The 24,401-nt window shown below is 40.7% G+C and carries 22 protein-coding genes and 3 tRNA genes; 9 read left to right on the top strand and 16 right to left on the bottom strand.

Annotated elements, in window-relative coordinates; genetic code table 11:
- Window positions 1–242 precede the first annotated feature (242 nt).
- From tpiA to CDG59_RS01165, 9 genes are all read left to right on the top strand, one after another.
- A complete protein-coding gene (gene tpiA, locus CDG59_RS01205; protein WP_087543048.1) occupies window positions 243–1,034 on the top strand; it encodes a triose-phosphate isomerase in 792 nt (263 codons plus the stop codon).
- Window positions 1,035–1,046: 12 nt separating this feature from the next.
- Window positions 1,047–1,376 carry a preprotein translocase subunit SecG gene (gene secG, locus CDG59_RS01200; protein WP_005162938.1) on the top strand — a complete coding sequence of 110 codons (330 nt, stop codon included), beginning with the start codon at window positions 1,047–1,049 and terminating at the stop codon, window positions 1,374–1,376.
- A 57-nt stretch (window positions 1,377–1,433) separates the two neighbouring features.
- A tRNA-Leu gene (locus tag CDG59_RS01195) sits at window positions 1,434–1,518 on the top strand.
- A 44-nt stretch (window positions 1,519–1,562) separates the two neighbouring features.
- Window positions 1,563–1,639, top strand: a tRNA-Met gene (locus CDG59_RS01190).
- Between the two features lie 85 nt (window positions 1,640–1,724).
- Window positions 1,725–1,801 (top strand) — tRNA-Met (locus CDG59_RS01185).
- A 197-nt stretch (window positions 1,802–1,998) separates the two neighbouring features.
- Window positions 1,999–2,523: a ribosome maturation factor RimP gene (rimP, locus tag CDG59_RS01180; protein WP_004659273.1), complete on the top strand. Its 525-nt coding sequence runs from the start codon at window positions 1,999–2,001 to the stop codon at window positions 2,521–2,523.
- A 37-nt stretch (window positions 2,524–2,560) separates the two neighbouring features.
- The gene (gene nusA / locus CDG59_RS01175) at window positions 2,561–4,045 is read left to right on the top strand and encodes a transcription termination factor NusA (RefSeq protein ID WP_087543045.1); all 1,485 of its coding nucleotides are present in this window, start codon (window positions 2,561–2,563) and stop codon (window positions 4,043–4,045) included.
- A gap of 10 nt (window positions 4,046–4,055) precedes the next feature.
- Complete coding sequence (gene infB / locus CDG59_RS01170) at window positions 4,056–6,770, top strand: translation initiation factor IF-2 (protein WP_004659269.1); 2,715 nt, start codon at window positions 4,056–4,058, stop codon at window positions 6,768–6,770.
- Complete coding sequence (locus CDG59_RS01165; RefSeq protein ID WP_004659268.1) at window positions 6,770–7,171, top strand: ribosome-binding factor A; 402 nt, start codon at window positions 6,770–6,772, stop codon at window positions 7,169–7,171. The genes infB and CDG59_RS01165 overlap by 1 nt, the downstream gene beginning before the upstream one ends.
- Window positions 7,172–7,331: 160 nt before the next feature.
- Here the strand turns inward: CDG59_RS01165 and CDG59_RS01160 are convergent, their stop codons facing one another.
- The 16 genes from CDG59_RS01160 to CDG59_RS01085 form a co-directional block, all read right to left on the bottom strand.
- The gene (locus CDG59_RS01160; RefSeq protein ID WP_087543041.1) at window positions 7,332–7,712 is read right to left on the bottom strand and encodes a Na+/H+ antiporter subunit G; all 381 of its coding nucleotides are present in this window, start codon (window positions 7,710–7,712) and stop codon (window positions 7,332–7,334) included.
- A gap of 11 nt (window positions 7,713–7,723) precedes the next feature.
- Entirely contained in the window at window positions 7,724–7,999 is a 276-nt protein-coding gene (locus tag CDG59_RS01155) for a monovalent cation/H+ antiporter subunit F (RefSeq protein ID WP_004659265.1), read from the bottom strand.
- Window positions 7,996–8,523, bottom strand: coding sequence for a Na+/H+ antiporter subunit E (locus CDG59_RS01150; RefSeq protein ID WP_087543039.1), 528 nt, complete (start codon window positions 8,521–8,523; stop codon window positions 7,996–7,998). Before CDG59_RS01150 ends, CDG59_RS01155 begins: the two co-directional genes overlap by 4 nt.
- The gene (locus tag CDG59_RS01145) at window positions 8,523–10,334 is read right to left on the bottom strand and encodes a monovalent cation/H+ antiporter subunit D (protein ID WP_087543037.1); all 1,812 of its coding nucleotides are present in this window, start codon (window positions 10,332–10,334) and stop codon (window positions 8,523–8,525) included. The genes CDG59_RS01150 and CDG59_RS01145 overlap by 1 nt, the downstream gene beginning before the upstream one ends.
- Window positions 10,334–10,702 carry a Na+/H+ antiporter subunit C gene (locus CDG59_RS01140; RefSeq protein ID WP_005218581.1) on the bottom strand — a complete coding sequence of 123 codons (369 nt, stop codon included), beginning with the start codon at window positions 10,700–10,702 and terminating at the stop codon, window positions 10,334–10,336. The genes CDG59_RS01145 and CDG59_RS01140 overlap by 1 nt, the downstream gene beginning before the upstream one ends.
- 2 nt (window positions 10,703–10,704) lie before the next feature.
- Window positions 10,705–13,548 carry a monovalent cation/H+ antiporter subunit A gene (locus CDG59_RS01135; RefSeq protein ID WP_087543035.1) on the bottom strand — a complete coding sequence of 948 codons (2,844 nt, stop codon included), beginning with the start codon at window positions 13,546–13,548 and terminating at the stop codon, window positions 10,705–10,707.
- A gap of 408 nt (window positions 13,549–13,956) precedes the next feature.
- Window positions 13,957–15,339, bottom strand: coding sequence for an ATP-binding protein (locus CDG59_RS01130; RefSeq protein WP_087543033.1), 1,383 nt, complete (start codon window positions 15,337–15,339; stop codon window positions 13,957–13,959).
- 24 nt (window positions 15,340–15,363) lie between these two features.
- Window positions 15,364–16,866, bottom strand: coding sequence for a UvrD-helicase domain-containing protein (locus CDG59_RS01125; RefSeq protein ID WP_087543031.1), 1,503 nt, complete (start codon window positions 16,864–16,866; stop codon window positions 15,364–15,366).
- Between the two features lie 9 nt (window positions 16,867–16,875).
- Window positions 16,876–17,643, bottom strand: coding sequence for a bifunctional phosphoribosyl-AMP cyclohydrolase/phosphoribosyl-ATP diphosphatase HisIE (gene hisIE / locus CDG59_RS01120; protein ID WP_087543029.1), 768 nt, complete (start codon window positions 17,641–17,643; stop codon window positions 16,876–16,878).
- An 82-nt stretch (window positions 17,644–17,725) separates the two neighbouring features.
- Entirely contained in the window at window positions 17,726–18,148 is a 423-nt protein-coding gene (locus CDG59_RS01115; RefSeq protein WP_087543027.1) for a hypothetical protein, read from the bottom strand.
- A gap of 34 nt (window positions 18,149–18,182) precedes the next feature.
- The gene (locus CDG59_RS01110) at window positions 18,183–18,569 is read right to left on the bottom strand and encodes a VOC family protein (RefSeq protein ID WP_087543026.1); all 387 of its coding nucleotides are present in this window, start codon (window positions 18,567–18,569) and stop codon (window positions 18,183–18,185) included.
- 26 nt (window positions 18,570–18,595) lie between these two features.
- Window positions 18,596–19,912, bottom strand: a complete 1,317-nt coding sequence (locus CDG59_RS01105; RefSeq protein WP_087543024.1) for an FAD-dependent oxidoreductase — start codon at window positions 19,910–19,912, stop codon at window positions 18,596–18,598.
- 122 nt (window positions 19,913–20,034) lie between these two features.
- On the bottom strand, window positions 20,035–21,654 hold the full coding sequence (locus CDG59_RS01100; protein WP_087543022.1) for an ABC1 kinase family protein: 1,620 nt from the start codon (window positions 21,652–21,654) through the stop codon (window positions 20,035–20,037).
- Window positions 21,655–21,666: 12 nt separating this feature from the next.
- Window positions 21,667–22,347: an SCP2 domain-containing protein gene (locus tag CDG59_RS01095; RefSeq protein WP_087543021.1), complete on the bottom strand. Its 681-nt coding sequence runs from the start codon at window positions 22,345–22,347 to the stop codon at window positions 21,667–21,669.
- Between the two features lie 10 nt (window positions 22,348–22,357).
- On the bottom strand, window positions 22,358–23,299 hold the full coding sequence (ubiE, locus tag CDG59_RS01090) for a bifunctional demethylmenaquinone methyltransferase/2-methoxy-6-polyprenyl-1,4-benzoquinol methylase UbiE (protein WP_004659241.1): 942 nt from the start codon (window positions 23,297–23,299) through the stop codon (window positions 22,358–22,360).
- 195 nt (window positions 23,300–23,494) lie between these two features.
- Complete coding sequence (locus tag CDG59_RS01085) at window positions 23,495–24,202, bottom strand: FFLEELY motif protein (RefSeq protein ID WP_205666450.1); 708 nt, start codon at window positions 24,200–24,202, stop codon at window positions 23,495–23,497.
- Window positions 24,203–24,401: the final 199 nt, after the last annotated feature.

Here is a 24,401-nt window from a genome sequence, read left to right as displayed (position 1 = left end):
CATATTGAAAAACTTGAACTGATCGATTTTTTTACAAATTAATTTCAGATTTAAAGAGTAGCCTTCGTTAGAAATAAAGCAAACGATTGTAAAAAATCGACATATATATGTAAAAGAGACGAGAATTTTTAGATCTATTTTTTTGTTGGTTGAAACTTAAACTGAAAAGAAAAAATGAATTTTATAAAAATACGTGTAAAATATACAGCATTTTTTATAAATTAGTTGTAGGTGGGCGAAGTATGTCGAATTCGGCGATTACCCCTTGGGTTATTGGCAATTGGAAAATGAATCCAATGCATGCGAGTGCTTTCCAATTAATAGAAGAATTTAAGCAGTTACTACAACAGGACAATATTTCTCCTGAGCAATGTCATATTGGTGTAGCGCCCGTGACGATTGCCTTGAGTGGTGTTCATGCTCAGTTAAAAGATGCAACTAGAGCCATTTATACTGTGGCTCAGGATCTTTCTCGTGTGGCAGGTACTGGTGCTTACACAGGTGAGGTAAGTGCGGAGCTATTAAAAGATAGCCAGATTGAATATGTGTTGATTGGACACTCTGAGCGCCGTGAATTATTTGGTGATAACGTCAATATTTTAAAAGCAAAACTGCAAAATGCATTAAATGCAGGTATGACGGTGATCTATTGCGTTGGCGAAAGCTTAGAGCAGCGTGAGCAAGGCGCTGCTGAGCAAGTGGTATTACAACAAATTTGTGATATTGCATCCGTCGTTAAAGCTGAACAATGGCAAAATATTGTGATAGCGTATGAGCCGATTTGGGCAATTGGGACAGGGAAGACAGCTTCACCTGCGGATGCTCAAGCAATGCATGCAAAAATACGTGAAGGCTTAAAACAAATTACATCATTCGGTACAAACATGGCTATATTGTATGGCGGTAGTGTCAAAGCCGAGAATGCTGTTGAGTTGGCCGCATGTCCTGATATTAATGGCGCTTTGGTTGGAGGTGCATCACTCAATGCACAATCTTTTTATCAAATTGCAAAAGCATTTGCGCAAAGCAAATAATAGGAAGTAGAAATGTATAGTTTTATACTCGTTGTACATATCATTTTAGCAATTATGATTATTGGATTGGTTTTAGTGCAACAAGGTAAGGGTGCTGAGGCAGGAGCGTCGTTTGGTGGCGGTGGTGCTGCTACGGTATTTGGTGCCTCGGGAGCGGGTAACTTTTTAACTCGTTTAACTGCAATTTTTACAGCCTTGTTTTTTGCTACAAGTTTAACTTTGGCTGTTTTTGCAAAAAAACAAACAGCTGATGCGTATAGCTTAAAATCCGCTCAAACCACGACCTCTGCACCAGTAACATCGCCTGAAACTTCATCAAACGCACCTAAAACAACTCAATAAGTTGAATTAGCACTTTCCTTTTTATATTTAAAGGAATAGAATGCGTCCCACAAAGCTGCGGTGGTGGTGGAATTGGTAGACACGCTACCTTGAGGTGGTAGTGCTTTCGGGCGTGGGGGTTCAAGTCCCCCCTTCCGCACCAAGCTTAATAACCAGTAAGTTTGGTGTATGCAGTGATGTTGTTGATGCGGGATGGAGCAGTCTGGTAGCTCGTCGGGCTCATAACCCGAAGGTCGTTGGTTCAAATCCAGCTCCCGCTACCATTTGATTAAGGTGCAACTTAATCAAACAAATATAAAAAACTTAAATTGACTTTTTTATATTTGTGTATATAATTTTGCACGTTGATGCGGGATGGAGCAGTCTGGTAGCTCGTCGGGCTCATAACCCGAAGGTCGTTGGTTCAAATCCAGCTCCCGCTACCAAGTTTCTAAAAGAGGCTCACAATAAGGTGGGCCTTTTTGCACAGTGGACTTCGGTTTTCTGTGTAATATAGGGGCGATTTACGCCCTTTTTTATTGGTTGTTTAGCTATCGTGTAGTGTTCGACATCAATTGGTCAAATAGTCGTGCTTCACTATACGGTTAAGATTGATTGGCTCGCATGAGAGCGACGAGAGTAAATGAAATTATCAAATAAATCTCAAGCATTGCATGATCTAATCGCGCCAGCAGTAGCTGCGTGTGGTGTAGATCTATGGGGGATTGAATTCCTACCTCAAGGTAAACGTTCTTTATTACGTATTTATATTGATAAAGTAGTTGATGAGAATGTTGAACCTATCTTGAATGAAGATGGCGAAGTTGAACAAGGGCGTGGTATTGGCGTTCAAGATTGTGTTTTAGTGACACAACAAGTGGGTGCAATGCTTGATGTTCATGACCCAATTTCAGGTGAATATGCTTTAGAAGTCTCTTCACCAGGCTGGGATCGTCCATTTTTCCAACTCAATCAATTGCCTGCTTATATTGGGCAACAAGTGGCTTTACGATTAATTGCTGCCGTCGAAAATCGTCGTAAGTTTCAAGCGAAATTACTTTCTGTAGACTTAGAAAATGAAATCATTCAAGTTGAAGTGGAAGGTAAGCATGTACTTGAAATTGATAGTAATAATATTGATAAAGCAAATTTAATCTATCAAGACTAATATTAACTTAATTTTATAAGAAATCGGTAGGTGACTTATGGGCCGCGAAATTCTTACCGTTGCAGAAACGGTTAGTAATGAAAAAGGTGTTAGTCGTGAGGCGATCTTCCAAGCATTAGAGCAAGCACTTGTTGCAGCAACGAAGAAAAAGTTTTACGAAGGAACCCATTCAGAAGAAGCACAGCTTCGTATTGAGATTGATCGTAAAACAGGTGATTATCGCACTTTCCGTCAGTGGACAGTTGTGGCGGATGAAGATCATGAAATGCCAGCTTGCCAAGATGCAATCTCAGATGTTGATCCATCAAAATGGTCAATCGGTGATGTGCGTGAGCTAGAAGTTGAGTCAATTGAGTTTGGTCGTATTGCTGCTCAAATTGCGAAACAAGTCATTGTACAAAAGATTCGTGAAGCTGAGCGTGCTTTGGTTGCCGATGCCTATGAATCTAAAGTGGGTGAGTTGATTTACGGCGAAGTCAAAAAACAAACCAAAGATGGTTTCATCATTGATCTAGGTGATAACGCTGAAGCTTACTTGGCGCGTGAAGAAACCATTCATAAAGAAATTTTGCGTCCTAAGCAACGTATCAATGCCATTTTATACAGCGTAAACCGCGAAGGTCGTGGCGCGCAATTATTATTATCTCGTGCTCGTCCTGAGATGTTAATTGCATTGATGAAAAAAGAAATTCCAGAAATTTCTGAAGAAATCATCGAAATTAAAGCAGCTGCTCGTCAACCAGGTGTTCGTGCTAAAATTGCAGTGAAAACTAATGACCATCGTATTGACCCTGTAGGTGCATGTATTGGTATGCGTGGTACACGTATTCAAGCAGTACAACAAGAGTTGAACGGTGAGCGTATTGATGTCGTGGTGTGGTCTGATGATCCAGCACAATATATTGCAAGCGCATTAGAGCCAGCTGATGTATCAGGTATTGTGCTAGATGAAGATGCACGTAGTGCAGATATTATCTTCGCAACCAATGATCAGTTAGCACGTGCAATTGGTTCGCAAGGGCAAAATGTTCGTTTAGCATCGGAATTGACGGGTTATAAACTCGACATGATGTTAGAAGAAGAGTATCGTGCTCGTCAGCAAAATGAAGCACAACAGTATTTAGATATGTTTGTTACACGTCTCGATATTGAAGAAGATTTAGCCATGGCATTGGTGGAAATGGGCTTTACTTCATTAGAAGAGATTGCTTATGTTCCAGCTGAAACATTTGATGAAATTGAACTAGATGCAGATTTAGTTGAATTGCTTCAAAGCCGTGCTAAAGAAGCTGCTTTAACTGATGCACTGAAACAGCAAGAAAATATTCAAGAGCCAAGCGCAGAACTTCTCGGTATGGATGGTATGACCACTGAGATTGCTTATGCATTGGCGGCGCGTGGTGTGATTACAATTGATGATTTGGCTGATCAAGCGACTGATGATATTTCGGATATCGAAGGTTTAGATCATGACAAAGCAGGTCAATTGATCATGAAAGCACGTGAATCATGGTTTAACTAGGAGATAATAGATGACGGACAAGTCGATTCAAGAGTTAGCGCTCAGCGTAGAACGTCCTGTAGAGAAACTCCTAGAGCAGGTTCGCGAAGCAGGTCTACCACAGCGTAAAGCAGATGACATTATTACCGCTGAACAGCAAGATACTTTGATCAATCACTTGAAAAAAGTACATGGTCAGGACAGTGGTAACACAGGAAAAATTGCGTTGAAACGTAAAACAACCAGTACTGCTAAAGTAACAAGTACTTCGGGTAAAGCAAAAAACATTAATGTTGAAGTTCGCAAGAAACAAGTTTTTGCTAAACCGAATCCAGAATTACTTGCAGCAGAAGCGAAAGCACGTGCAGAAGCAGATGCTAAAGTACGCGCAGAGCAAAATGCACGTGATGTAGCTGTTCAAAATGCACGTGATGTAGCTGAACAAAAAGCCAATGCAACGTTAGAAGCAATGCGTGCAGCACATACTTCTGATAATGCAGGTCAAACAACTGCGAAAGCAGCAGTTGTAGTGAAAAAGCGTAACAGCGATAAGATTTTGAAAGCGCCTGTTGTTCGCCCTACAGAAACACCTGAACAAAAGAAAGCACGTGAAGCACAAGCAGCACAGTTGAAAGCAACTGAAGAAGCAGTCCGTCGTAAGGCTGCTGAAGAAGCGCAACAGCGTACGCTTGAGCAAATGCGTAAAATGGCATCAAAATATTCGAGTGATGATGCGACTACAACGATTCGTGTAATCGATGATTCACCTTTAGCTGCTGGTCTTGTTGGCCAAGCATATGAAGATTCCTTTAATAAGGAAGACCGTGAAATTAAACGCGGTGGTGCGACAGCAAATCCACGTGCCGGTAAAAAAGGTGGTCGTGGTGGTGATGCTCAGGCTGAGCAAAGCTTTAGCAAGAGTCATCATAAGCGTGGTTTAAAAACTAGCCAAGCGAATAAACATGGTTTTGAAAAACCTGTTAAGAAGCAAATTTATGATGTTGAGATCGGTGAAAAAATTATTGTTGCTGATCTTGCACAGAAAATGGCGGTTAAGGTTCGTGAAGTAATTAAAACACTTATGAAAATGGGTGAACTTGTTACTCAAAACCAAGCGATTGATCAAGATACAGCAGTATTAGTAGTTGAAGAATTGGGCCACAATCCAGTTTTAGTTTCTGATACACAAGCAGAAGACAACTTATTAGTTGCAGCTGAAGAAGCACGTGGTGAGCAAACAACTCGTCCGCCAGTTGTTACCATTATGGGTCACGTTGACCATGGTAAGACATCGTTACTTGATCGCATCCGTCGTTCTAAAGTGGCAGCAGGCGAAGCGGGTGGTATTACCCAGCATATCGGTGCATACCATGTTGAAACTGAGAAAGGCATTATTACTTTCTTAGATACACCAGGACATGCTGCGTTTACATCGATGCGTGCACGTGGTGCGAAAGCAACAGATATCGTAGTTCTTGTTGTTGCAGCTGATGATGGTGTAATGCCACAAACTGCTGAAGCAATTGATCATGCGCGTGCTGCGGGTACACCGATTATTGTTGCTATTAACAAGATGGACAAAGAATCTGCTGATGTCGATCGTGTATTAAATGAATTAGCACATAAAGAAATCGTGCCTGAAGAATGGGGTGGGGATACACCTATCGCTAAAGTTTCAGCACACTCTGGTGCGGGTATCGATGAGTTACTTGATCTCATCTTGATCCAAGCTGAATTGATGGAGCTTAAAGCTTCAGCAGAAGGCGCGGCACAAGGTGTAGTGATTGAAGCACGTGTTGACAAAGGTCGCGGTGCAGTGACTTCTATTCTGGTACAAAACGGTACTTTGAATATTGGTGATTTGGTTCTTGCAGGTTCATCTTATGGTCGCGTACGTGCGATGGTTGATGAAAATGGTCAACGTATCACCTCAGCGGGTCCTTCAATTCCAGTTGAAATTTTAGGTTTGCCTGATGCACCAATGGCAGGTGACGAAGTTCTTGTCGTGAATGATGAGAAGAAAGCACGTGAAGTTGCAGATGCTCGTTCAGATCGTGAACGTCATAAACGTCTAGAGCGCGCAAGCGCAATGCGTCTTGAAAACATCATGGCATCTATGGGTAAAAAAGATATTCCTTATGTGAATGTCGTGCTCAAAACCGATGTGCGTGGTACTTTAGAAGCATTACATGTTGCACTTGATGAGCTTTCTACTGATGAAGTGAAAGTCCGTATCATTGGTTCTGGTGTTGGTGCAATCACAGAGTCAGATGTGACTTTAGCTGAATCATCAGAAGCAGTATTATTAGGTTTCAACGTCCGTGCAGATAACACTGCTCGTCAAAAATCTGATCAAGATGGCATCGATATTCGTTATTATAGCGTCATCTATCATTTAATTGATGATGTAAAAGCTGCAATGAGCGGTAAGCTTGCACCTGAACATCGTGAAACGATCTTGGGTGTTGCAGAAGTACGTGAAGTCTTCCACTCAAGTAAGTTTGGTGCAGCAGCTGGCTGTATGGTACTTGAAGGTACACTGCATCGTAATAAACCGATTCGCGTATTACGTGATGACGTAGTTGTATTCCAAGGTGAACTTGAATCTCTTCGTCGTTATAAAGAAGTGGTTGAAGAAGTTCGTGCTGGTATGGAATGTGGTCTTGCGGTCAAAGGCTATAAAGACATCAAAGTTAAAGACAAGATCGAAGTCTATGATGTTCAATTGATTAAACGGAGTCTTTAATGGCGGGTAGCCAACGCTTAAAGCGCATGGCGGATTCAGTGCAACGTGAGTTGTCTGAGCTGATCCGTCAAGAGCTTAAAGATCCTCGCTTAGGTGGTCTAGTGACCATCTCTGCGGTGAAAGTCAGTGCAGACATGGGTTATGCTGAAGTTTATGTCACTGTGATGGGGCGTGAACTTGGTGATGAGCAAAGTGAAGTCGCAAATAAAGAAACTTTAGATGTATTGAATAAAGCTTCTGGTTTCTTGCGTCATGAATTGAGCCGTCGTATCAAGACACGTATTACGCCAAGATTGCGTTTCCATTACGATAAAACCAATGCCTATGGTAACTATATGTTTGGTCTGATCGCGGAAGCTGTGAAGGATCTGCCTGAACAAGGGCAAGACGATAAAGAATAAGTTCTAAAAGAAAGCCACCTTCGGGTGGCTTTCTTTTGTGCTATAGATCATTGTCTAGATTGATATGATTTTTTCTATTAAAATTATATCTTTCAGCTAATTAACTAGCTTAGGGTTTCTAAAACTTAAAAAATACATTGAACTCAATAAAAAGACCGACTTAAAGTTGATCTTTCTTTTCTGTGTTACGACGATAACGTTGCCATGGTAGCGGACGATTTAAAGCTTCTGGAACATCACCACTGGTTGAACGCAAACGTAAATGAATTGCAGCTTGTGCCATTAAATTGGCAGATACTGGAGCAGTAATAAAGGCAAATAAAGTAATCAACAATTCGGCAAAACCAAACCGACCTTGTGTCGCTCCAAATATCATAGCTGCAATTAAAAAGCTTCCTAAGCCTAGCGTACTTGATTTAGTCGGTGCATGCAGACGCATAAATAAGTCGGGTAGGCGAATCATTCCGATTGAACCAACGAGCATGAAAAATGCACCAAACATCAAAAAGAACGAAATGATAATCTCAAAAATTATTTGCATAACCACTCTCCTTAATCAATCACATGTCCAGTGGTAAAATAGCGAGCCAGTGCAACAGTTGAAACGAAACCGAGCATCGCCACCAATAAAGCACCTTCAAATACATTGGTACTTGCCCAATAGATGCCTAACACCACAATTAAGCATGTTGCATTAAGAAAAAGAGTATCGAGTGCTAACAAGCGATCAACGACAGATGGCCCAATGATCATGCGGATGAGACAAAGAAACATGGAGATCGTGATCGCCACTAAACTAATCGCAAGTGCATAAGGTAAAATGGTCATTTTGCTGCTCCTTCTGCAATCTTTACATCAAAGATTTCGAGCAAAGGTAGCTCATAACGATTTTTGATGTCTTGAATATCTAATTCAACATTATCGGTACTGAGTGCATGAACTAAAATATCTCCTCGCTCTTGATCAATCCCTGCGGATACCGTACCTGGCGTTGTTGTAATGATCATTGCGAGTAGAGTATTTACTTGCTCATGTTCAGTTTCTAATGGCACGCGATACCATTTTGGATGCAACTCATCCATTGGTCCAAGCACCATTTTAGCTACACGAAAGTTTGAAATCACAATATCCCATAACACCACAAAAAAAAGTTTGATTGCAGGAAACCAATGAATATGTGGTGTACGTGCAATAAAAGGGCTTACCAAACGTGAAACAAAGATACCTAATAGAATTGCAATAAAAATATCTGTGATGTCTAAACTATGTGACAGCATGAGCCAAGTCACAAAAATTAAAAATGACACAAAGGGGTGGGGAAACCAACGATCAAGCAAAGCACGTTTTTGCATTAGCGTTCCTCCATCGGTTTTAATTGTGTGGTATTTGGAATAGTTGGATTTGATAAAGTTTGCTCAGCAATTTGACGTTGTTTATATTCCGAAATATGTTCGCCTTGTAGCGTCGGTTTTGAGATAACATCTGGAATTAATATCGCATTATGATCTTCAACTTCACCGCCATATTTAGTTTCAGGCAAATATGCCGCATCAAATGGCTGCACGCTAATGGCACGACCTTGACTATCATGTTTTAGAATCGCTTGTTGATAAAGCGCATGATTTTGAATTTGTTGTGCAGTTGAAGTTGTATAACTCTGGATTGGTGCTGCAAATACAACATAACTCATCAAAGCAATCAGTAGTACATAGATTGCTTTGTCATTCCGATTAGGTGCTGTATCAGGTAGTGCTTGATAAGCGGTATATGCTGATTCTTTAGAGTTTTCTTCGGGTGGGCTAGCACGCCAAAAAAGGATAAAACCAACACGTGTGAATGCGATAATGCTAAGTAAGCTAACAATCAGAATAACAGCAATAATCCAACCTTGATAAGGCGTTTCAGCAGTAGCCTGTAAGATAAAAACTTTACCTAAGAAACCACTGAAAGGGGGTAAACCTGCCATCATTAATGCAATGGTAAAATAAGTAAAAGCAGCCGCTTTTTCCTGTTTGATTTTCGGTGCAACTTTTAAATGATCTTTAAATGAACCACGTTGCGCAGTTATCCAACCACAAAATAAATAGAATGCAGCCGCAATTAGGGTACTGTGGACTAAATAATACAATGCTGCTGACCATGCTTGGGTATTAAACATGGCAATAGCGATGAGTAATGTTCCAATCGATGACAACACCATAAAGCCAACAAAACGGCGTAAGCGTTCAGCAGCAATTGCACCGATTACACCATAGAATGAAGTAATCAAACCAATCATTAATAAGCAGTTTTTGAAAATACTTTGTGCCATTGCATCATCAAAAACAGTACCATTGACACGTAGAATGGCATAAATACCAACTTTGGTCATAATAGTAAAAATTGCAGCAACAGGTGTGCTTGCAACAGCATAGGTTTTTGGTAGCCAAAAGCCGACAGGTAGCATTGCTGCTTTGATCCCAAATACCACAAACAGTAACAAGCCACCCGCGATTGCAAGTTTATGTTGATCGCTGTCTAAGGTTGGGATAAGGCGACTCACATCAGCCATATTTAAACTACCAACGCTACCGTAGATCATCCCTAAACCAATCAAAAATAGCGCTGATGCGAGTAAGTTAATCGTGACGTAATGTATGCCTAGCTGGAAACGTGGTCGCCCTTGACCATGTAATAGCAATACATAAGATGCCATTAACAGGATTTCAAAAAACACGAATAAGTTAAATAAGTCACCTGTCAGGAATGCACCCGTTATACCCATTAACAAAAAATGGAACATGGTGTGGAAATAGCGCCCACGGGTATCCCAGTTATCACTTGCGTACCAAATGACAGGCACTGCAAGTGCATAAGTGAGCACCAACATGAATGCAGCGAGACGATCGAGAACTAAAACAATTCCAAAAGGAGCAGACCATTCACCAAGTTGATAAACGGTAACTTGACCTGTATTTGCGATCATCAAATAACTGATTGCTGTGATTAAGCCTAGAAGTGCAGAACCTAAGCTAATGCCACGTCGCCAAGGTTGGCGCCAATCCTGTTTTAGAGAACCAGAACCAGGATTGCCTAATAAAAGTAGTAAAAAACTCGTAAATGCTGGAATTAAAATACTTAAAATAGGAGTATGAGCATGCCAAAAATTATTGAAATCAAACATTATGGCTCATCCTCACGTGGGTCATAAGTCACAGTTGCTTCTTCTTTGGAGTCAACATGATCCGTGCCCGATTCATAACGACTGCGTAAAGCAAGTTGTACAATAAAAGCGGTTGTTGCAAAACCAATCACAATCGCAGTGAGTACCAACGCTTGCGGTAACGGATCTGTTACTTTAGTTGTTTCTGTAATGATTGCAGGTGCATTAATTTGAATACGACCGACTGCAAATAAAAATAAATTTACGGCATAACCGATCATGGCCAGACCGAGTACGACAGGAAAGGTTCTGGCACGTAAAATTAAATAGATGCCTGTTGCTGTTAGCAGACCAATTCCCGAAGCGAGCAAAAACTCAATACTAACCATGTTTATTTATCTCCACTTGGAACAGGTCCTGACATACTTGAGTGACGCGAATCCCCTAAGACTGAAATTAGCAGCATTGTCGCGCCAACAACGGTCATATAAACCCCTAGATCAAATGACACAGCCGAAGCTAAATGCATTTTTCCAAATAATGGCGGTTCTATATAAATATGTGCTGTTGTTAAGAATGGGCGTGCCCAAAACCAAGCTGCAATACCCGTTAAACCTGCAATTGCTAAACCTGAGCCAATCCAAATCTCATATAAACGACCAGATTTTGCTTTGATCAGTTGTTCGGTTCTATCCTGACCTAAAACAATATATTGAATAATCAGCGCCATTGCCGTAATCAGACCTGCAATGAAGCCACCCCCCGGATAGTTATGACCACGCATAAAAATGTAGATACTGATGACAAGGGCAAGGGGAAGTACCCATGAGGCTGAAATACGTAACATCAATGGTGAAGGGTTAAAACGATAAGATAAACCTTGTGTCATGGTGGTGCCATGTGCACGCATACCATCCATGAGACACAGTGCCCCTATTGCCGCAATACCCAATACTGTAATTTCACCGAAGGTATCAAAACCACGGAAATCAACTAGAATGACATTGACGACGTTTGAACCACCGCCTAATGGGAGGGATTGCTGTAAGAAGAACCATGAGATTGAATTATGTTCTCGCGTTAATATTAGCCATGTAATCCAACCAATACCGATACCACCTGCGATTGCTAAGCTTGCATCTCGCCAACGGCGTGGACGGCTCGATTCGTAAGGGGTTAACTGCGGTAATAATGATAAGCTCATCAACAATAAAACAGTAGTAACAACATCAACAGTAATCTGCGTAAGTGCAAGATCTGGTGCAGATAAGGTGACAAACACCATGGTGACGACAAGTCCAACAGCACCACTAATTAAAACAGCTTTAATCCGTTCGTGGTGGAACCACAACATCATCCAACAGCCAGAGAATAATGTGAGCCATAAGACCACAGCAATCCATGGAGCATGGGTAAGCTCACGTGTGCCAGTTGTTAATCCCTGATTGAATAAGGGTAAACCCACCATAATAATGCTAAAGAAAACAATCCAAAGAAGATAACTTTGTAGAGAACCAGTTTCAGTCTTTTGTTTGATTTTTCGACTAGTAAGTAAGAGATGCTTCAGGAATGATTCAAATAAAAGTTTGCCTTGGAATTTACCTAAATAAGGGTCTAAGTCAATTTTACGTAAATGCTGATTTTTAATGAGGCTAAAGTAAAATAAACCACCACCCATTAATGCAACTAGACTCATGATTAAAGGTGCATTAATACCGTGCCAAATCGCTAAATGAACACCCTCAAATTCAGGTTGAGCCAAACTCGCGCGCGTTACACTATTCACGACTGTTCCAGCCAATAGTGCAGGCAGAATGCCGACCAGAATACATAATGTCGCTAATATAATCGCAGGTAAGCGCATTCCGAGAGGCGGTTCGTGTGCATCTTTATTAGGAACGTGTTTACCAAGCCCACCATCAAAGAACACGCCATGTACCAAGCGAATAGAATAAGTAACAGCAAAAATACCGGATAAAGTTGCCACGATCGCTGCAATTATCATTACTGGACCTGATAGGTTTGCCAGTAATTCCGTAAAGAACATCTCTTTGGAAATAAAGCCATTGGTTAGCGGTACACCAGCCATCGAAGCAGCGGTGATCATGGTTAAAGTACCTGTGAACGGAAGAAGTTGCCAGATACCACTGAGCTTACGTAAATCACGTGTTCCTGTTTCATGATCAATAATGCCTGCAATCATGAAAAGAGCAGCTTTGAATGTTGCATGATTAATAATATGAAAGATTGCTGCTGCAACAGCGAGTGGTGAACCAATGCCGAGTAAACAAACAATCAAACCTAAATGGCTGATGGTTGAATAAGCTAAAAGCCCTTTGAGATCTTCTTTGAATATGGCGAAACCCGCTGCCATACATAAAGTGAATAAACCGACGAAAGTTACGATATTGTGGTACAACACTGCCCCAATAAAGAGTGGCGCTAAGCGGGCTAATAAAAATATACCTGCTTTCACCATCGTTGCTGAATGGAGATAGGCTGAAACAGGCGTAGGTGCTGCCATTGCATTTGGCAACCAAAAGTGAAATGGGAATTGCGCACTTTTGGTAAATGCACCTAGTAAAATGAGCAGTAGAGTGGGAACAAATAATTGATGCTGCTGAATAGACTCTTTCATTAACACCAATTGGTCAATCTGGTAAGTACCTGCCATCTGTCCTAAGAGGACAAAGCCCCCTAGCATCGCCAAACCACCCATCCCTGTGATCGTGAGTGCCATACGCGCACCACGTTGGGCGGCATCATATTGACTCCAATAGCCCACGAGCAAGAATGAAGAAATACTGGTCAGTTCCCAAAATACCAGTAAGATAATTAAATTGTTGGAAAGTGAAATCCCAAGCATCGCTGCCATGAATAGCATGAGCAACTGATACAGTTTACTGAGTGAGTTTTTAGGGCTGAGATAATAATAGGCATAAATATAAATCAGTGTGCCGATCCCACTAATGAGTAAACCGAACAATAATCCTAATGCATCAAGGCGAAAACTAAGATTGATGCCCAGTTGTGGAAGCCATTCCCAACTCTGTTGCAGGGCATTACCCTGTAAAACCGTTTCAGCTTGGCTAAGCAGTAAAATAAAACAACTCAGGCTAATGCCAATTGCTCCAATTGCCGTCATACCCCGTGAAATACGTTGCAATTGTGAGACAAGGGTTGTGCCAAGTATGAGAGGTAATAAAATAATAATCGGTAGCACACTGGTATCCATGTCGATGATTTAGGTCGAGAGAGACCTAATGGTGGATTTTCTTCCAAGACTTAAGGCGTTCAAAGAGAAAGCCAAAGTTTCAAGTCTCGAAACCCAATCAAGTTAACGGAAAGAGCAAGTTGTATTGCACAACTTGAAAGTAAAAAATGAATTTTATTTTACTATAAAAAATCAACAAAAATCTGATGTTATTACATGAAACTAACAACATCTTTGTCGCTAAAACTTGTCTATCAACGTTTTTTGTTCGCTATTTAATTGAATATTTTCCATTCGATAGAGATCTGGTCTTAGATCAAATGCTTGTCCCTACAATCTAGTGTTTCAGTAAAGAAGACCTATTTAAAAGAAAAAATTGACCTCTTAGTTTATGAGGATTAATGATGCAATCAATCTTAAAGCCCAATATCAAATTGATCTCTCTTGAGGGGTATCATCAATTTTAAGTAGATGAAGCAAATGACTCTTTTCTTGTTCATCAAGCGCTTGGATTTGATGCAAGAGTTCATCAACTTTACTGACCAAATTTTCTGATTCTAATAAGTGTTGATTCTGCTGCAAGAGAATGCTTTCTGATTGACTTAATTCATTATAGAGTTGTGAAAGTTGTTGTTGAGATTTCTCAAGATTAATCTCATAAATTTCTTTATCACCTAACCTGAAGCATTGATATTCTAAAGCATGTTCTAATAATTCATCGCGATTGCCTGAAGCAATAATTTGTAGTCTTGGAAATGCTTGATGCAAACGCTCTAAAATTTCAGCACTCATATTTTGATCTAACTGATGCTCAATTTGATCAATTAATAATACGCCTTCACCTTCTAAACATGGGTCGAAACAATGTGGATTAAGCAAGCATAAACGACGTGTAATGTCACCGACCAATGCAATCCATGATTTAAGAGAGGCCGATAATTGCTGAAAGGGAATGGTCTGATCTTTGTAACGCACCATTAATTGGAGTTTAGGAATATATTGAATATAGATATCATTCAATTCTGGAAAGATGGTATGTAAGCTTTTTTTCAGCGCATATAAATTAGGTGCTGAAAGTTGTTTAGGATGATTCATTAGTTCTTGTTGTAATTGCTGCAAAACCTCTGATTGATTCTGCTGACTGAAATCGTTGCCAATAAGACGTCTGACGATATGGGCAGAGTGAGCATTTTCAACATCACTAATTTCCCGTAGCCACTCAAAGAAACGCGCAAAAGTTGTGTATGGAATCGCTGTTAAATCGTAGGCAGCAATATCTTGTAGTGTTCCTGATGCATTCTTGCTTTGTAAATTAACCTCTTGTACAAAGCGTTCGGCAGGATAATACGCAATTAACGGTAATCCAAATAATGGATCTTGAAGACTGGTTTTTTGGTATAGCGATACCATTTGATCAAGTTGCTGCGTTTCAACTTGGCTAATTCCAACGCCTTGACTGTTAAACGTTTTAAATAACTTCCAACTACAATTCTGAGTATCAGTCGTTTGTGCAGAGCTACTTTCTGGTAGATGATGAGTTAATTCACTGCTCATTCTAACTTGGACTTGAACTTTAGCTTGTAAGCGTGTCAACAAAATATCTTGATCAGCAATCACGACACCTGCAGTACGAATATCTTTATAACGTGCGGAAAACCACGTTAAGGCTTGATAGATATTTTTTAAAATTGTAGTTTTGCCTGTAGCTTGCTCACCTAAAATAAGTGTAATTGGACGTTGAGTCGGTTGAAATTCAATGGTTAAGTCGCGAAACATACCAACATGTTTAAATAGCACTGATTCAAGTTGCATAAGCTCTCCCTGAACATAAGCGCTTTAACCTACGGACTGGCGAAGACTTGAGGGAGCGCCCCGTTTTAATTGTTGTATTAAATCGTAAAGATGATGAATATTTAAACTTACTTTAGCACGAGTACAGGCAACATAAAGTAGTCTTAATTCCTCATCTGTAATTTTATGTTCTAGGCCATTTATTTTAAATTGGTAATCATCTTCAATATGCACACGATTCCATTCCAAGCCTTTGGCTTTGTGTGCAGTTGAAATAACATAATCTGCTTGTTCAATCGGCGTGATTTTGGCAAGTGCTTTCTTGAGTGGCTCAGTACCATGATCATCGACCAGCTTCACTAAAGGTTTGATATCGCTACCATCATTGGTTTCGCAATATTCATGCACATCATGCCATGAATTAAACCAAGCCAGTTCGGGCACATCGGTGATGCGTTTACCTTGTTTGAGTAAACTGGCAGCATCAACAAAACGACTCAGTTTTTGGTGATCAGCTTGTAAGCTGACTTTATCACCATGAACTAAACCTGAAAGTAATAACTCCATCGCTCGTGCATTGGTCCGACATAAAATCGCATCGCGCATTTTGGTATGCGGTTTGTTGACGACATTGGACTTAACATTTGGATTGCCGAGTAAAGGGACAGTTTCATTCAATGCACCTAGTATGGAGTTTGCTACATCAGCAATCGCATCACCAAAACGGAATGAAGTCGTCAAGCGACTTTCATGTAAGGGCATTTGTTGCATTGCATTGACTGCGCCACGCCAAGCATAGATTTGCTGATGTGCATCACCGACATAAATCACTTGTGTGCTTTTTTGACGTAGTAAAATACCCAACATGAGTGGGTCAGCATCTTGTGCTTCATCAAACAGAACATAATCTGTTGGAATATTAGGTTCTGATAATGCCCAAAGTTTGAGGTAAATATCGTGACCAATCCCTGCTTGATGGTTTTGATCAATCGACTCTAACCAACGGCGTTCAACTGCTGGATATAAGTGTTGTTGTAACGATTCAATATCATCTTGGTGCAACCAGCTTGGCGCTTGAATATGGCGAGGGGCAGGATATTGTGAGCTGGTCGAGCAGAAATAGCTGACAGCATTGGCAACCAAACTCGCAAGGCGACTTGGCATCAGCACATATTTTTCGTAACGTCCACCCATTAAACGACGGAGCGTAATAGGCTCTAAACGATATTCTTTAGCAATAAAACTTGGGCTTAAACGTGGTAGTCGTAATTTATCAGTCACGCCACGCGGTACGCTACGAAAGGCAAGAGAGTGAAAGGTACGACAATTTACATTGCCATGAAATTTACTCTGTGCTTCAGATGCAATGGCTTTGTTAAAAGCTAAATACATACCACGCCGTTCGGGCATGGCATCACTGATCATTTGTAAAGTTGTGGTTTTACCTGTGCCAGCATACGCAATCACTTTAAAGGATTGACCTAAACGTGCATTGTCTATCGCAATCGCTTGCTCATAGGTGGCTTTGGGTTTCTCGATATTCGACACAGGCGAGGTTTACGCTTCTTGACTACGATTGGCTTTTTCAACCAAGCCAGATAGACCTTGGCGACGAGCAAGTTCATCAAGGACTTCTTGTGGATCAAGGTCGAAGTAGCCGAGCATTACAATACTGTGGAACCATAAATCTGCAACTTCATAAATCAGATCATGCTTATTTTCTAAAGAAGCATGTGCTGCATAATCTTTGGCTGCAATAATGCTTTCGACGCTTTCTTCACCGACTTTTTCTAAAATTTTATTGATGCCTTTTTTGTATAGGCTGGCAACATAAGAACTATCCGCTTCAGCTTTTTTGCGTTCTTGCATCAAACGACCTAAGTGACTAAGTACGTCAACTTGTTCAGCCTGACCATGATCGTGTGCTTCGACTTTCGCAGATGCGCCGTAAATTGCAGTCGGATCTTTCAGTTGAGCATCAACAATTTCCCAGCCTTGTGGCGTGAGTTTACGATAAAAACAAGACTCCCGACCTGTATGGCAAGCAATTCCACCATGCTGTTCAATTTGCAGAATAATGACATCGGCGTCACAATCTAAACGAATTTCATGCACTGTTTGGAAGTGCCCTGATTCTTCGCCTTTGTGCCACAATTTTTGACGTGAACGTGAGTAATACACGGCTTGATTTTTTTCAGCCGTCAGTTGTAATGCTTCACGATTCATCCATGCAACCATTAACACTCGATCAGTCTGATGATGTTGTGCAATGGCAGGAATAAGACCATTGGAATCAAATTTAACTTCATCTAACCAGTTTGACATGAGTGAAAAATCCATTGAGTGGAAAGCCGTTAGTGTAGCGTTTGTAACTAGGGTTGGCTATGTATGTTGGGTAAAAAATCATTTAATGGTTAGATTGAATATAAGTTGCCATTAAATTGGTATTTTCTATTTTTAAAAAGGGCAATGCCCAAGCAACGATGAGTAGTGTTCCACTAGAGTAATTTGACCAGTACCACGCATCAACCAGGAAATAAATAGCAGTGATAGAGACCCAAATATTTAAACTGCGAGCTATATATTTTTGATGAATCAATAACAGCAATAAAAAAGGGAGAATATCCCATAAGATCACCCATGGAAATTGAGGACTAATAATCAATCTTCCTATTGAAGATTTTGGATTTACTTGCCATTCAAGGAGTTGATAGTGGAAATTTAGAAAACAAAATAAATTAAAAATGCTAGGGAGTAAGAACCAGCATCCTTTACGAATCGCCTTTCCTTTATCCTGCCGATACAAAGCCCATAGAAAACTATATTTCATGTCTAACCTTATTTTTATTGATGAATTTAAATTTTTAAGTGTTGAGATAATTCGAGATTTCAATCAAGTTCTGGTCTGGGTCACGTAAATAGATTGATAAAATTTTTCCTGTTGCTCCAGTTCTTTCAATAGGACCTTCAACGATCTCTATGTTTAATGTGTGAAGATGTGCAATCACGTCCTTTAAAGATGTTTCAGCAATAAAGCATAAATCCGCAGAACCTGCAGTCGGACGAAGTGCTTTAGGTTCAAACTCTTTGCCAACTTGATGCAAATTAATTTTTTGATGACCAAATTGAAGCGCCTTACGATTTTCACCGAAAGTAATCACTTCAAAATTCAGAGCAGACTGATAAAACTGACAAGTTGTTTCAATACTAGCGGCTGTCAGAACTAAATGATCTAAATGACTTATTTTCATTTCTAATTCAAATCCTATTTTTGCGCTTAGTCATATTCAGGTAGTGATTGATTGTTTTGAATTAACGCATTTTCATTGTGTGGGTATGTCGCAATCTGTTGATAGCTCATTTGTTCGAACATACCCTTTTTTAAGCCTGAAATGGTAATCGCCATTTCTTTACGGAAATAGGGGATTTGATACATCCACGGGAAAGTAAGATCACGTATGCTACCCGCCCACCAATGATCAGATTGATAAAGTGGAGTCAGTAAACGACTAAGGAACTGATAGAATTGAGTCGAGGATCGACGCTGTTGGTGATAGTGTTGCCATAATATTGACCAGTCAATTTGCTGATTTTTCTGAGCAGCTTGTAATGATTGGGAAAAAGCCCACGCATCTAAAAGCGCCATATTCGCACCTTGTCCCAATTGTGGACTCATTGCATGTGCAGCATCACCAATTACACCGATTCGACCTTGTCCGTATTGAGACATCACCACATCACGATACTGTGCCGAGAGCCATTGTGGTTGATTTTGTTCATCCAATAAAAGTTGTTTAAGCCATTCTGCGACTTCGGGCCAGCGCTTAGAAATTTGCTGTAACCAATCCTGTTTTGATTCATCCGTTTTTAAGAATGATTGCAGTTGTGAAGTCGGCAAACTCCAAAATACACTGGAAAGCCTTTGCTGAGGAGCCGTTGGGATAGCACCTGTTGGCAGAACGCCCATCATGATTTTAGAACGATCATAGAATTGATGCAGAATTTCAGGATTTAAGTTTAGACATTCAGGCACGATGCTCCAAGCTGCACCCCACGGATAAGCTTGATCAACTTTGACCCAAGCTTTAGGACGAAGTTGGCTGCGCGCGCCATTGGCAGTCAGTACCGCATCGAAACAGTCATCAAAGTTGTGTTGTTGATCAGTGCCAAATAATCGAATTTCATTCGGCTGTTCTTCAATTTTCTCAATGTTATGACTCATTCGCCAAGTAACATGACCTGCATATTCCGCCAATTTTTCAGTTAAGACATGACATAAGGTTGCACGATGAATACCGAGACCATAAAGGTTGTTACCTGCCTGATGATAGTGGCTATTCACCAAGAGACGTTTATTGGGAAGTTGCCCTTCTAAACCTGTGACTTTTGCACCGAGTTTTAATGCCTGATCGAGTACGCCTAAATGTTCAAAAACAGCTAAACCCGAAGGTTGTAGTAATAAACCAGCACCAACTGGAGAGAGCTTGTCAACTTGTTCAAAAATCGTAACCTGATGACCTTCTCGCGCAAGAAGAATCGCCGTTGTAAGTCCTGCTGTACCTGCACCAATAATGGCAAAATGAGGTGTTTTCATTATTTATTCTTTTGTAGGGGTCTATAAATTTGTTGAGTCATGATCTTAATTGAAACTAAACGATTTTTGAAAAGAAATCTTAACCATAAAAAATCCCTTGTCAGAGCAAGGGATTTTTGAACTTATTTCATAATTCGCCAAACTGCAATCAGTGCACTTAATACGATTAAAATGATGGAGACAAACCAAGGACTAATAATCGCAATGGTGAGCATAATCAACATGGTGCTGCCAAACATCCAGCTACGGCGCTGCTGTTGTTGCATTTGTAAGCGCATTTGCTGAATTTCACGGAGTTGCTTATCTTGCCAAGCCGATTGATTTTTTAAACCATTTAAACTATCAATTAATAATGTTGGTAAATCTTGAGCGCCTAATAATAGATCTGGAATCTGTTGTCCAATTTCTTTGATATTTTTAACAGGATTCATATTGGCTTTGACCCATTCGGTCAGAATCGGCTTTGCCAGTTTCCAAATATCGAGTTGTGGGTAAAGATCTGTGCCTAAGCCTTCTACGTGTACCAATGTTTTGAGTAATAGCATCAATTGCGGCGGAATTTCCAAATGGAAACGACGTGCAATATCCATCACCTGAATCAAAATTCCTGCGAAATCCAATTGATCCATCGGTTTTGATACCATTGGACCAACAGTGCGGCGCATTTCACGTGACAAGGCATCTTGATCTGTGCCTGGTGGAATCCAACCTGCTTGATGTACGATCTGAATCAGTTGCATAAAGTTGCTATTCATTACTGCAAGCAACATACGGGCAACTGTCATTTGGTCATGTTTGGACAGTTCACCCATGATGGCACAGTCCAGCGCAATAAAGCGTGGATTGCTTGGGTTAATGGTTTCGACAAAGACATTGCCGGGGTGCATGTCGGCATGGAAAAAGTTGTCTCGAAATACTTGGGTAAAGAAGATGGTTAAACCTTTTTCTGCCAAGTCCGCACGGTCCATACCCAAACGATCAAAGGTTGCGATATCTGAAATAGGCACACCCGTGATGCGTTCAGCCACCATCACATCTTTACTGTCCATATAGACTTCAGGCACATACATCATACTTGAGCCCGTAAAGTAATGACGCATTCGGCGGGTATTGTCCGCTTCTAGACTCAGATCAAGCTCATTCAAGATAATTTGACGATAGTCTTGAATGATCTCGGACAGGTGCAGCGCACGGGCAGCTTCCAGACGGTTTTCCAGCCAGTCACCCAGCCATGCCAAAATTTCAAAGTCCTGAAGAATCTGGTTGCGAATATCAGGACGGGTGACTTTCACCACCACTTCACGACCATCATGCAGAGCAGCAGTATGAACTTGTGCAATCGATGCCGCAGCGAGGGGTTGCTCATCAAAGCGAGAGAATAGTGTGGATACATCAGCCTTGAGCGATTCTTGGATGCGTTGTTTTGCCAATTGGGTGTCATATGGTTTGACACGGTCTTGTAACAACACCAATTGTGATAATACTTCTGGTGGAATCAAATCACGACGAGTAGAAAGCAACTGACCCAGTTTAATTGCTAAGGGTCCCATATCCTCTAAAGCTTCTTTGAGCTTGAGCGGATTCTTTTTCTCTCGACTTGACCATGCCGCAGGATGGGTTTTGATAATGTTTAGGGCATGGCGGGCTTTTACTGGTAATTCTTCCGCAGGGAACAGGGTGTCAAGGCGATAATGTGCTGCAATACGCCAGAGTTCGAGTAACCGTGTAACATGCGGAATCATATAAAATCTTACCTAGTTTTGTGAGGAATGTTTTGCTGGATTAAATGAAGCGTGTAACTGTTGAAATTTCGCTTCTAAACGATCTAATTCTTGATTGAGTTGACGCGTTTCGCGATGAAGATCATCCATTTGCCAACGTGGTGCAAATAAACCGCTATCCTCTTTTAAAGTATCTTCAATAAAGAACAAATGGCTTTGTAATGAACGCTTGAGTTGTTTGGGTGCAAGTTGAATCTTACCCAATTCATGTGCCAGTTGTGGACCAATCCAAGGCGATAAATGCGCAGCGAGATCAGGCTCTGCTTGCTGCATAATTCTTTGAATATCTTGTAATAAATGGTAATCGCCTTGTAGGGGGATATTGCCAATCTGGTCCATATCACTGAGCAGGAGTTTGACTAATTCGACCACATTGGCGACATGCAGGGTGGCTGTGGCATCTGTAATTTTATTTTGGACATCGTAGGGACGCTGTTCAAATATTGATGGGGTTTGACTGTGTCCAGTCACGGTAGGTTCCAGACGAACTTTATTTTCATCAAAAAAAACATCAACCGAGAGCTGTGGATGATCGATCACCACCCGCAACAATTGACCTTGTAGCTGATTGAGCTGAATACGGGTAATCGCATCCAGATCAATCACCTGATGAATGATACGTTCGACTGCACCCAGTGCTAAAATCGACCACATATCTTAAGCCTTAAAGTTTGAATCCGCGGTGAACTGCAACAATACCACCAGTGAGGTTATGGTAGTCACAGCTTTGGAAGCCTGCATTTTCCATCATGCCTTTGAGGGTACGTTGGTCTGGATGCATACGAATAGATTCTGCAAGATACTTGTAACTTTCAGAGTCATTGGCAACGAGTTTACCCATGATTGGTAATGCAGTGAATGAATAAAGATCGTAAAGCTTAGAGAATGGTTCGAACACAGGTTTAGAGAATTCGAGAACCAATAAACGACCACCTGGTTTAAGTACGCGATACATGGCTTGTAGTGCGGCATCTTTATCCGTCACGTTACGTAAACCAAAACTGATAGTCACTAAATCAAAACTATTATCGGCAAAGGGTTCTAACGTTTCAGCATTGGCAAGTACGAAATCAACGTTAGTACAGCCAGCATCAATCAGACGATCACGACCTACATTTAGCATGGATTCATTGATGTCTGAGAGTACGACATGACCTTGTGGACCGACTTCACGGCTAAATACTTTTGCTAAGTCACCTGTACCACCAGCAATATCCAGTACATGTTGACCACGGCGAACACCTGACATATTAATCGCAAAACGTTTCCAAATACGATGGATACCGAATGACATCAGGTCATTCATAATATCGTATTTACTTGCAACTGAATGAAAAACTTCAGCAACTTTTTGTGCCTTATCATCACTGCTTACAGTTTGATAGCCAAAGTGAGTGGTTGCTCCAACATTTCCCGTGTTGGCACCACGTGGCAAATTATATTTTGGTACTGATGTATTCGGTGTTGATGTTGAACCTTGTTGTAACGATTGCTGTTGACCTTGAGGCGCTCCTTGAGGAAGTGGAGAACTGAGGAAAGGACTGACTTTGTCTGAACTTGGGTTTTGCTCAACTTCTGGGGTAGGCTGTTGGTTTTCGTTAGACATTGTTTTCTCCTAAACTTTCGCTCTAGCGGCACGAATCAGCAAGCATGATGACAGATTTTGTATTTTTTTACAGGGTTTAGCATATCATTGTTATGAATAATATACAGAAAGTCACATGCTCAAAAGCATTTTTAATTTTTGTTTTGGAATTCAATAATCCCTCCTAATACGAAGAGGGATGGCTATCAATTCAATTTAGTCACGAAATGGGTTTGGGTGACCAGCGTGGACTTTTTCGATGATTTCACGTTCTTTTGCCGTAAATGTTTTGATAAACGTTGCAGCTGACTTCATCGGTTTCATTGCAGCAAAACCTTCTTGGATAAAATCGTACATAGGTTCAAATTGATATTTGGTTGCAATCCCTTTACACATTTTAAAAGCCGCATACATCATCGTAGAGCGCATATACTTATCTAATGTGACACCAAGCTCGTCAAGTAATTGTAATTGTTCATAACGTACATCGCCTTGATCGAGTTTGACTAAGGTCTGGCGCATGATTTCATCAGTGAGTGGTGTTTCCAAAGGATAATCTTTGAGTAGTTGTTCTGCGACTTGTTCATCGAGTTGAGTGGCAAGTACAGCAAGACTGACCGATTTTGTTCCTGTTTTAATTGCATTTTCAGGGAGTAAGCTTTCTGCTTTATGTGCATATTTCAACAGGCGTTCGATTTGCTGTGCAATTGCCTCAAAATCAGGACCGCCATACAAACGATTGAGAAAATACTGTGCCATCAGTTGATTTTCAGGCAGAGCAAAAAATTCTTTATGGGTTTCTGCGATGCGTGCTTTCATCCACGCTTGTACTTCATGCAGACGTTGCTTAAGTGCTGGATTTTGGTGGTAATTCAGAGTTTGGTATTGTAATAAAAGATGATCAAATGCAGCGAGTTTTGACATATTCGAACTCAAATAAAATAAAACCAGAAAATCATAGGCTGCATCATAACGAAGAACCATGACAGCATAAACTCTAAATGTCTAACAATCGGTCACTATGTTGATACACGGATTGAGTTCTACAGAAACTGTACAAGGGTTTTGCATGCAGTGAAATAGATTTCATTATACTTATTCTTAATAATGAGCCATTTAGAGC

The organism is Acinetobacter sp. WCHA29, assembly GCF_002165335.1.
GTDB lineage: Bacteria > Pseudomonadota > Gammaproteobacteria > Pseudomonadales > Moraxellaceae > Acinetobacter.
Note: the sequence above shows the minus strand (reverse complement) of the source record. Positions and strands in the feature narration are given on the sequence as shown.

Excerpts from the sequence above, each read along its gene's own strand:
- CDG59_RS01105 (WP_087543024.1), bottom strand. The coding sequence starts at position 19,912 with ATGAAAACACCTCATTTTGCCATTATTGGTGCAGGTACAGCAGGACTT.
- CDG59_RS01160 (WP_087543041.1), bottom strand. The coding sequence starts at position 7,712 with ATGCAAATAATTTTTGAGATTATCATTTCGTTCTTTTTGATGTTTGGT.
- secG (WP_005162938.1), top strand. The coding sequence starts at position 1,047 with ATGTATAGTTTTATACTCGTTGTACATATCATTTTAGCAATTATGATT.
- CDG59_RS01110 (WP_087543026.1), bottom strand. The coding sequence starts at position 18,569 with ATGAAAATAAGTCATTTAGATCATTTAGTTCTGACAGCCGCTAGTATT.
- CDG59_RS01095 (WP_087543021.1), bottom strand. The coding sequence starts at position 22,347 with ATGTGGTCGATTTTAGCACTGGGTGCAGTCGAACGTATCATTCATCAG.
- CDG59_RS01140 (WP_005218581.1), bottom strand. The coding sequence starts at position 10,702 with ATGGTTAGTATTGAGTTTTTGCTCGCTTCGGGAATTGGTCTGCTAACA.
- CDG59_RS01100 (WP_087543022.1), bottom strand. The coding sequence starts at position 21,654 with ATGATTCCGCATGTTACACGGTTACTCGAACTCTGGCGTATTGCAGCA.
- CDG59_RS01145 (WP_087543037.1), bottom strand. The coding sequence starts at position 10,334 with ATGTTTGATTTCAATAATTTTTGGCATGCTCATACTCCTATTTTAAGT.
- CDG59_RS01085 (WP_205666450.1), bottom strand. The coding sequence starts at position 24,202 with ATGTCAAAACTCGCTGCATTTGATCATCTTTTATTACAATACCAAACT.
- infB (WP_004659269.1), top strand. The coding sequence starts at position 4,056 with ATGACGGACAAGTCGATTCAAGAGTTAGCGCTCAGCGTAGAACGTCCT.
- hisIE (WP_087543029.1), bottom strand. The coding sequence starts at position 17,643 with ATGTCAAACTGGTTAGATGAAGTTAAATTTGATTCCAATGGTCTTATT.
- CDG59_RS01135 (WP_087543035.1), bottom strand. The coding sequence starts at position 13,548 with ATGGATACCAGTGTGCTACCGATTATTATTTTATTACCTCTCATACTT.
- CDG59_RS01150 (WP_087543039.1), bottom strand. The coding sequence starts at position 8,523 with ATGCAAAAACGTGCTTTGCTTGATCGTTGGTTTCCCCACCCCTTTGTG.
- nusA (WP_087543045.1), top strand. The coding sequence starts at position 2,561 with ATGGGCCGCGAAATTCTTACCGTTGCAGAAACGGTTAGTAATGAAAAA.
- ubiE (WP_004659241.1), bottom strand. The coding sequence starts at position 23,299 with ATGTCTAACGAAAACCAACAGCCTACCCCAGAAGTTGAGCAAAACCCA.
- rimP (WP_004659273.1), top strand. The coding sequence starts at position 1,999 with ATGAAATTATCAAATAAATCTCAAGCATTGCATGATCTAATCGCGCCA.
- CDG59_RS01155 (WP_004659265.1), bottom strand. The coding sequence starts at position 7,999 with ATGACCATTTTACCTTATGCACTTGCGATTAGTTTAGTGGCGATCACG.
- CDG59_RS01130 (WP_087543033.1), bottom strand. The coding sequence starts at position 15,339 with ATGCAACTTGAATCAGTGCTATTTAAACATGTTGGTATGTTTCGCGAC.
- CDG59_RS01165 (WP_004659268.1), top strand. The coding sequence starts at position 6,770 with ATGGCGGGTAGCCAACGCTTAAAGCGCATGGCGGATTCAGTGCAACGT.
- CDG59_RS01115 (WP_087543027.1), bottom strand. The coding sequence starts at position 18,148 with ATGAAATATAGTTTTCTATGGGCTTTGTATCGGCAGGATAAAGGAAAG.
- tpiA (WP_087543048.1), top strand. The coding sequence starts at position 243 with ATGTCGAATTCGGCGATTACCCCTTGGGTTATTGGCAATTGGAAAATG.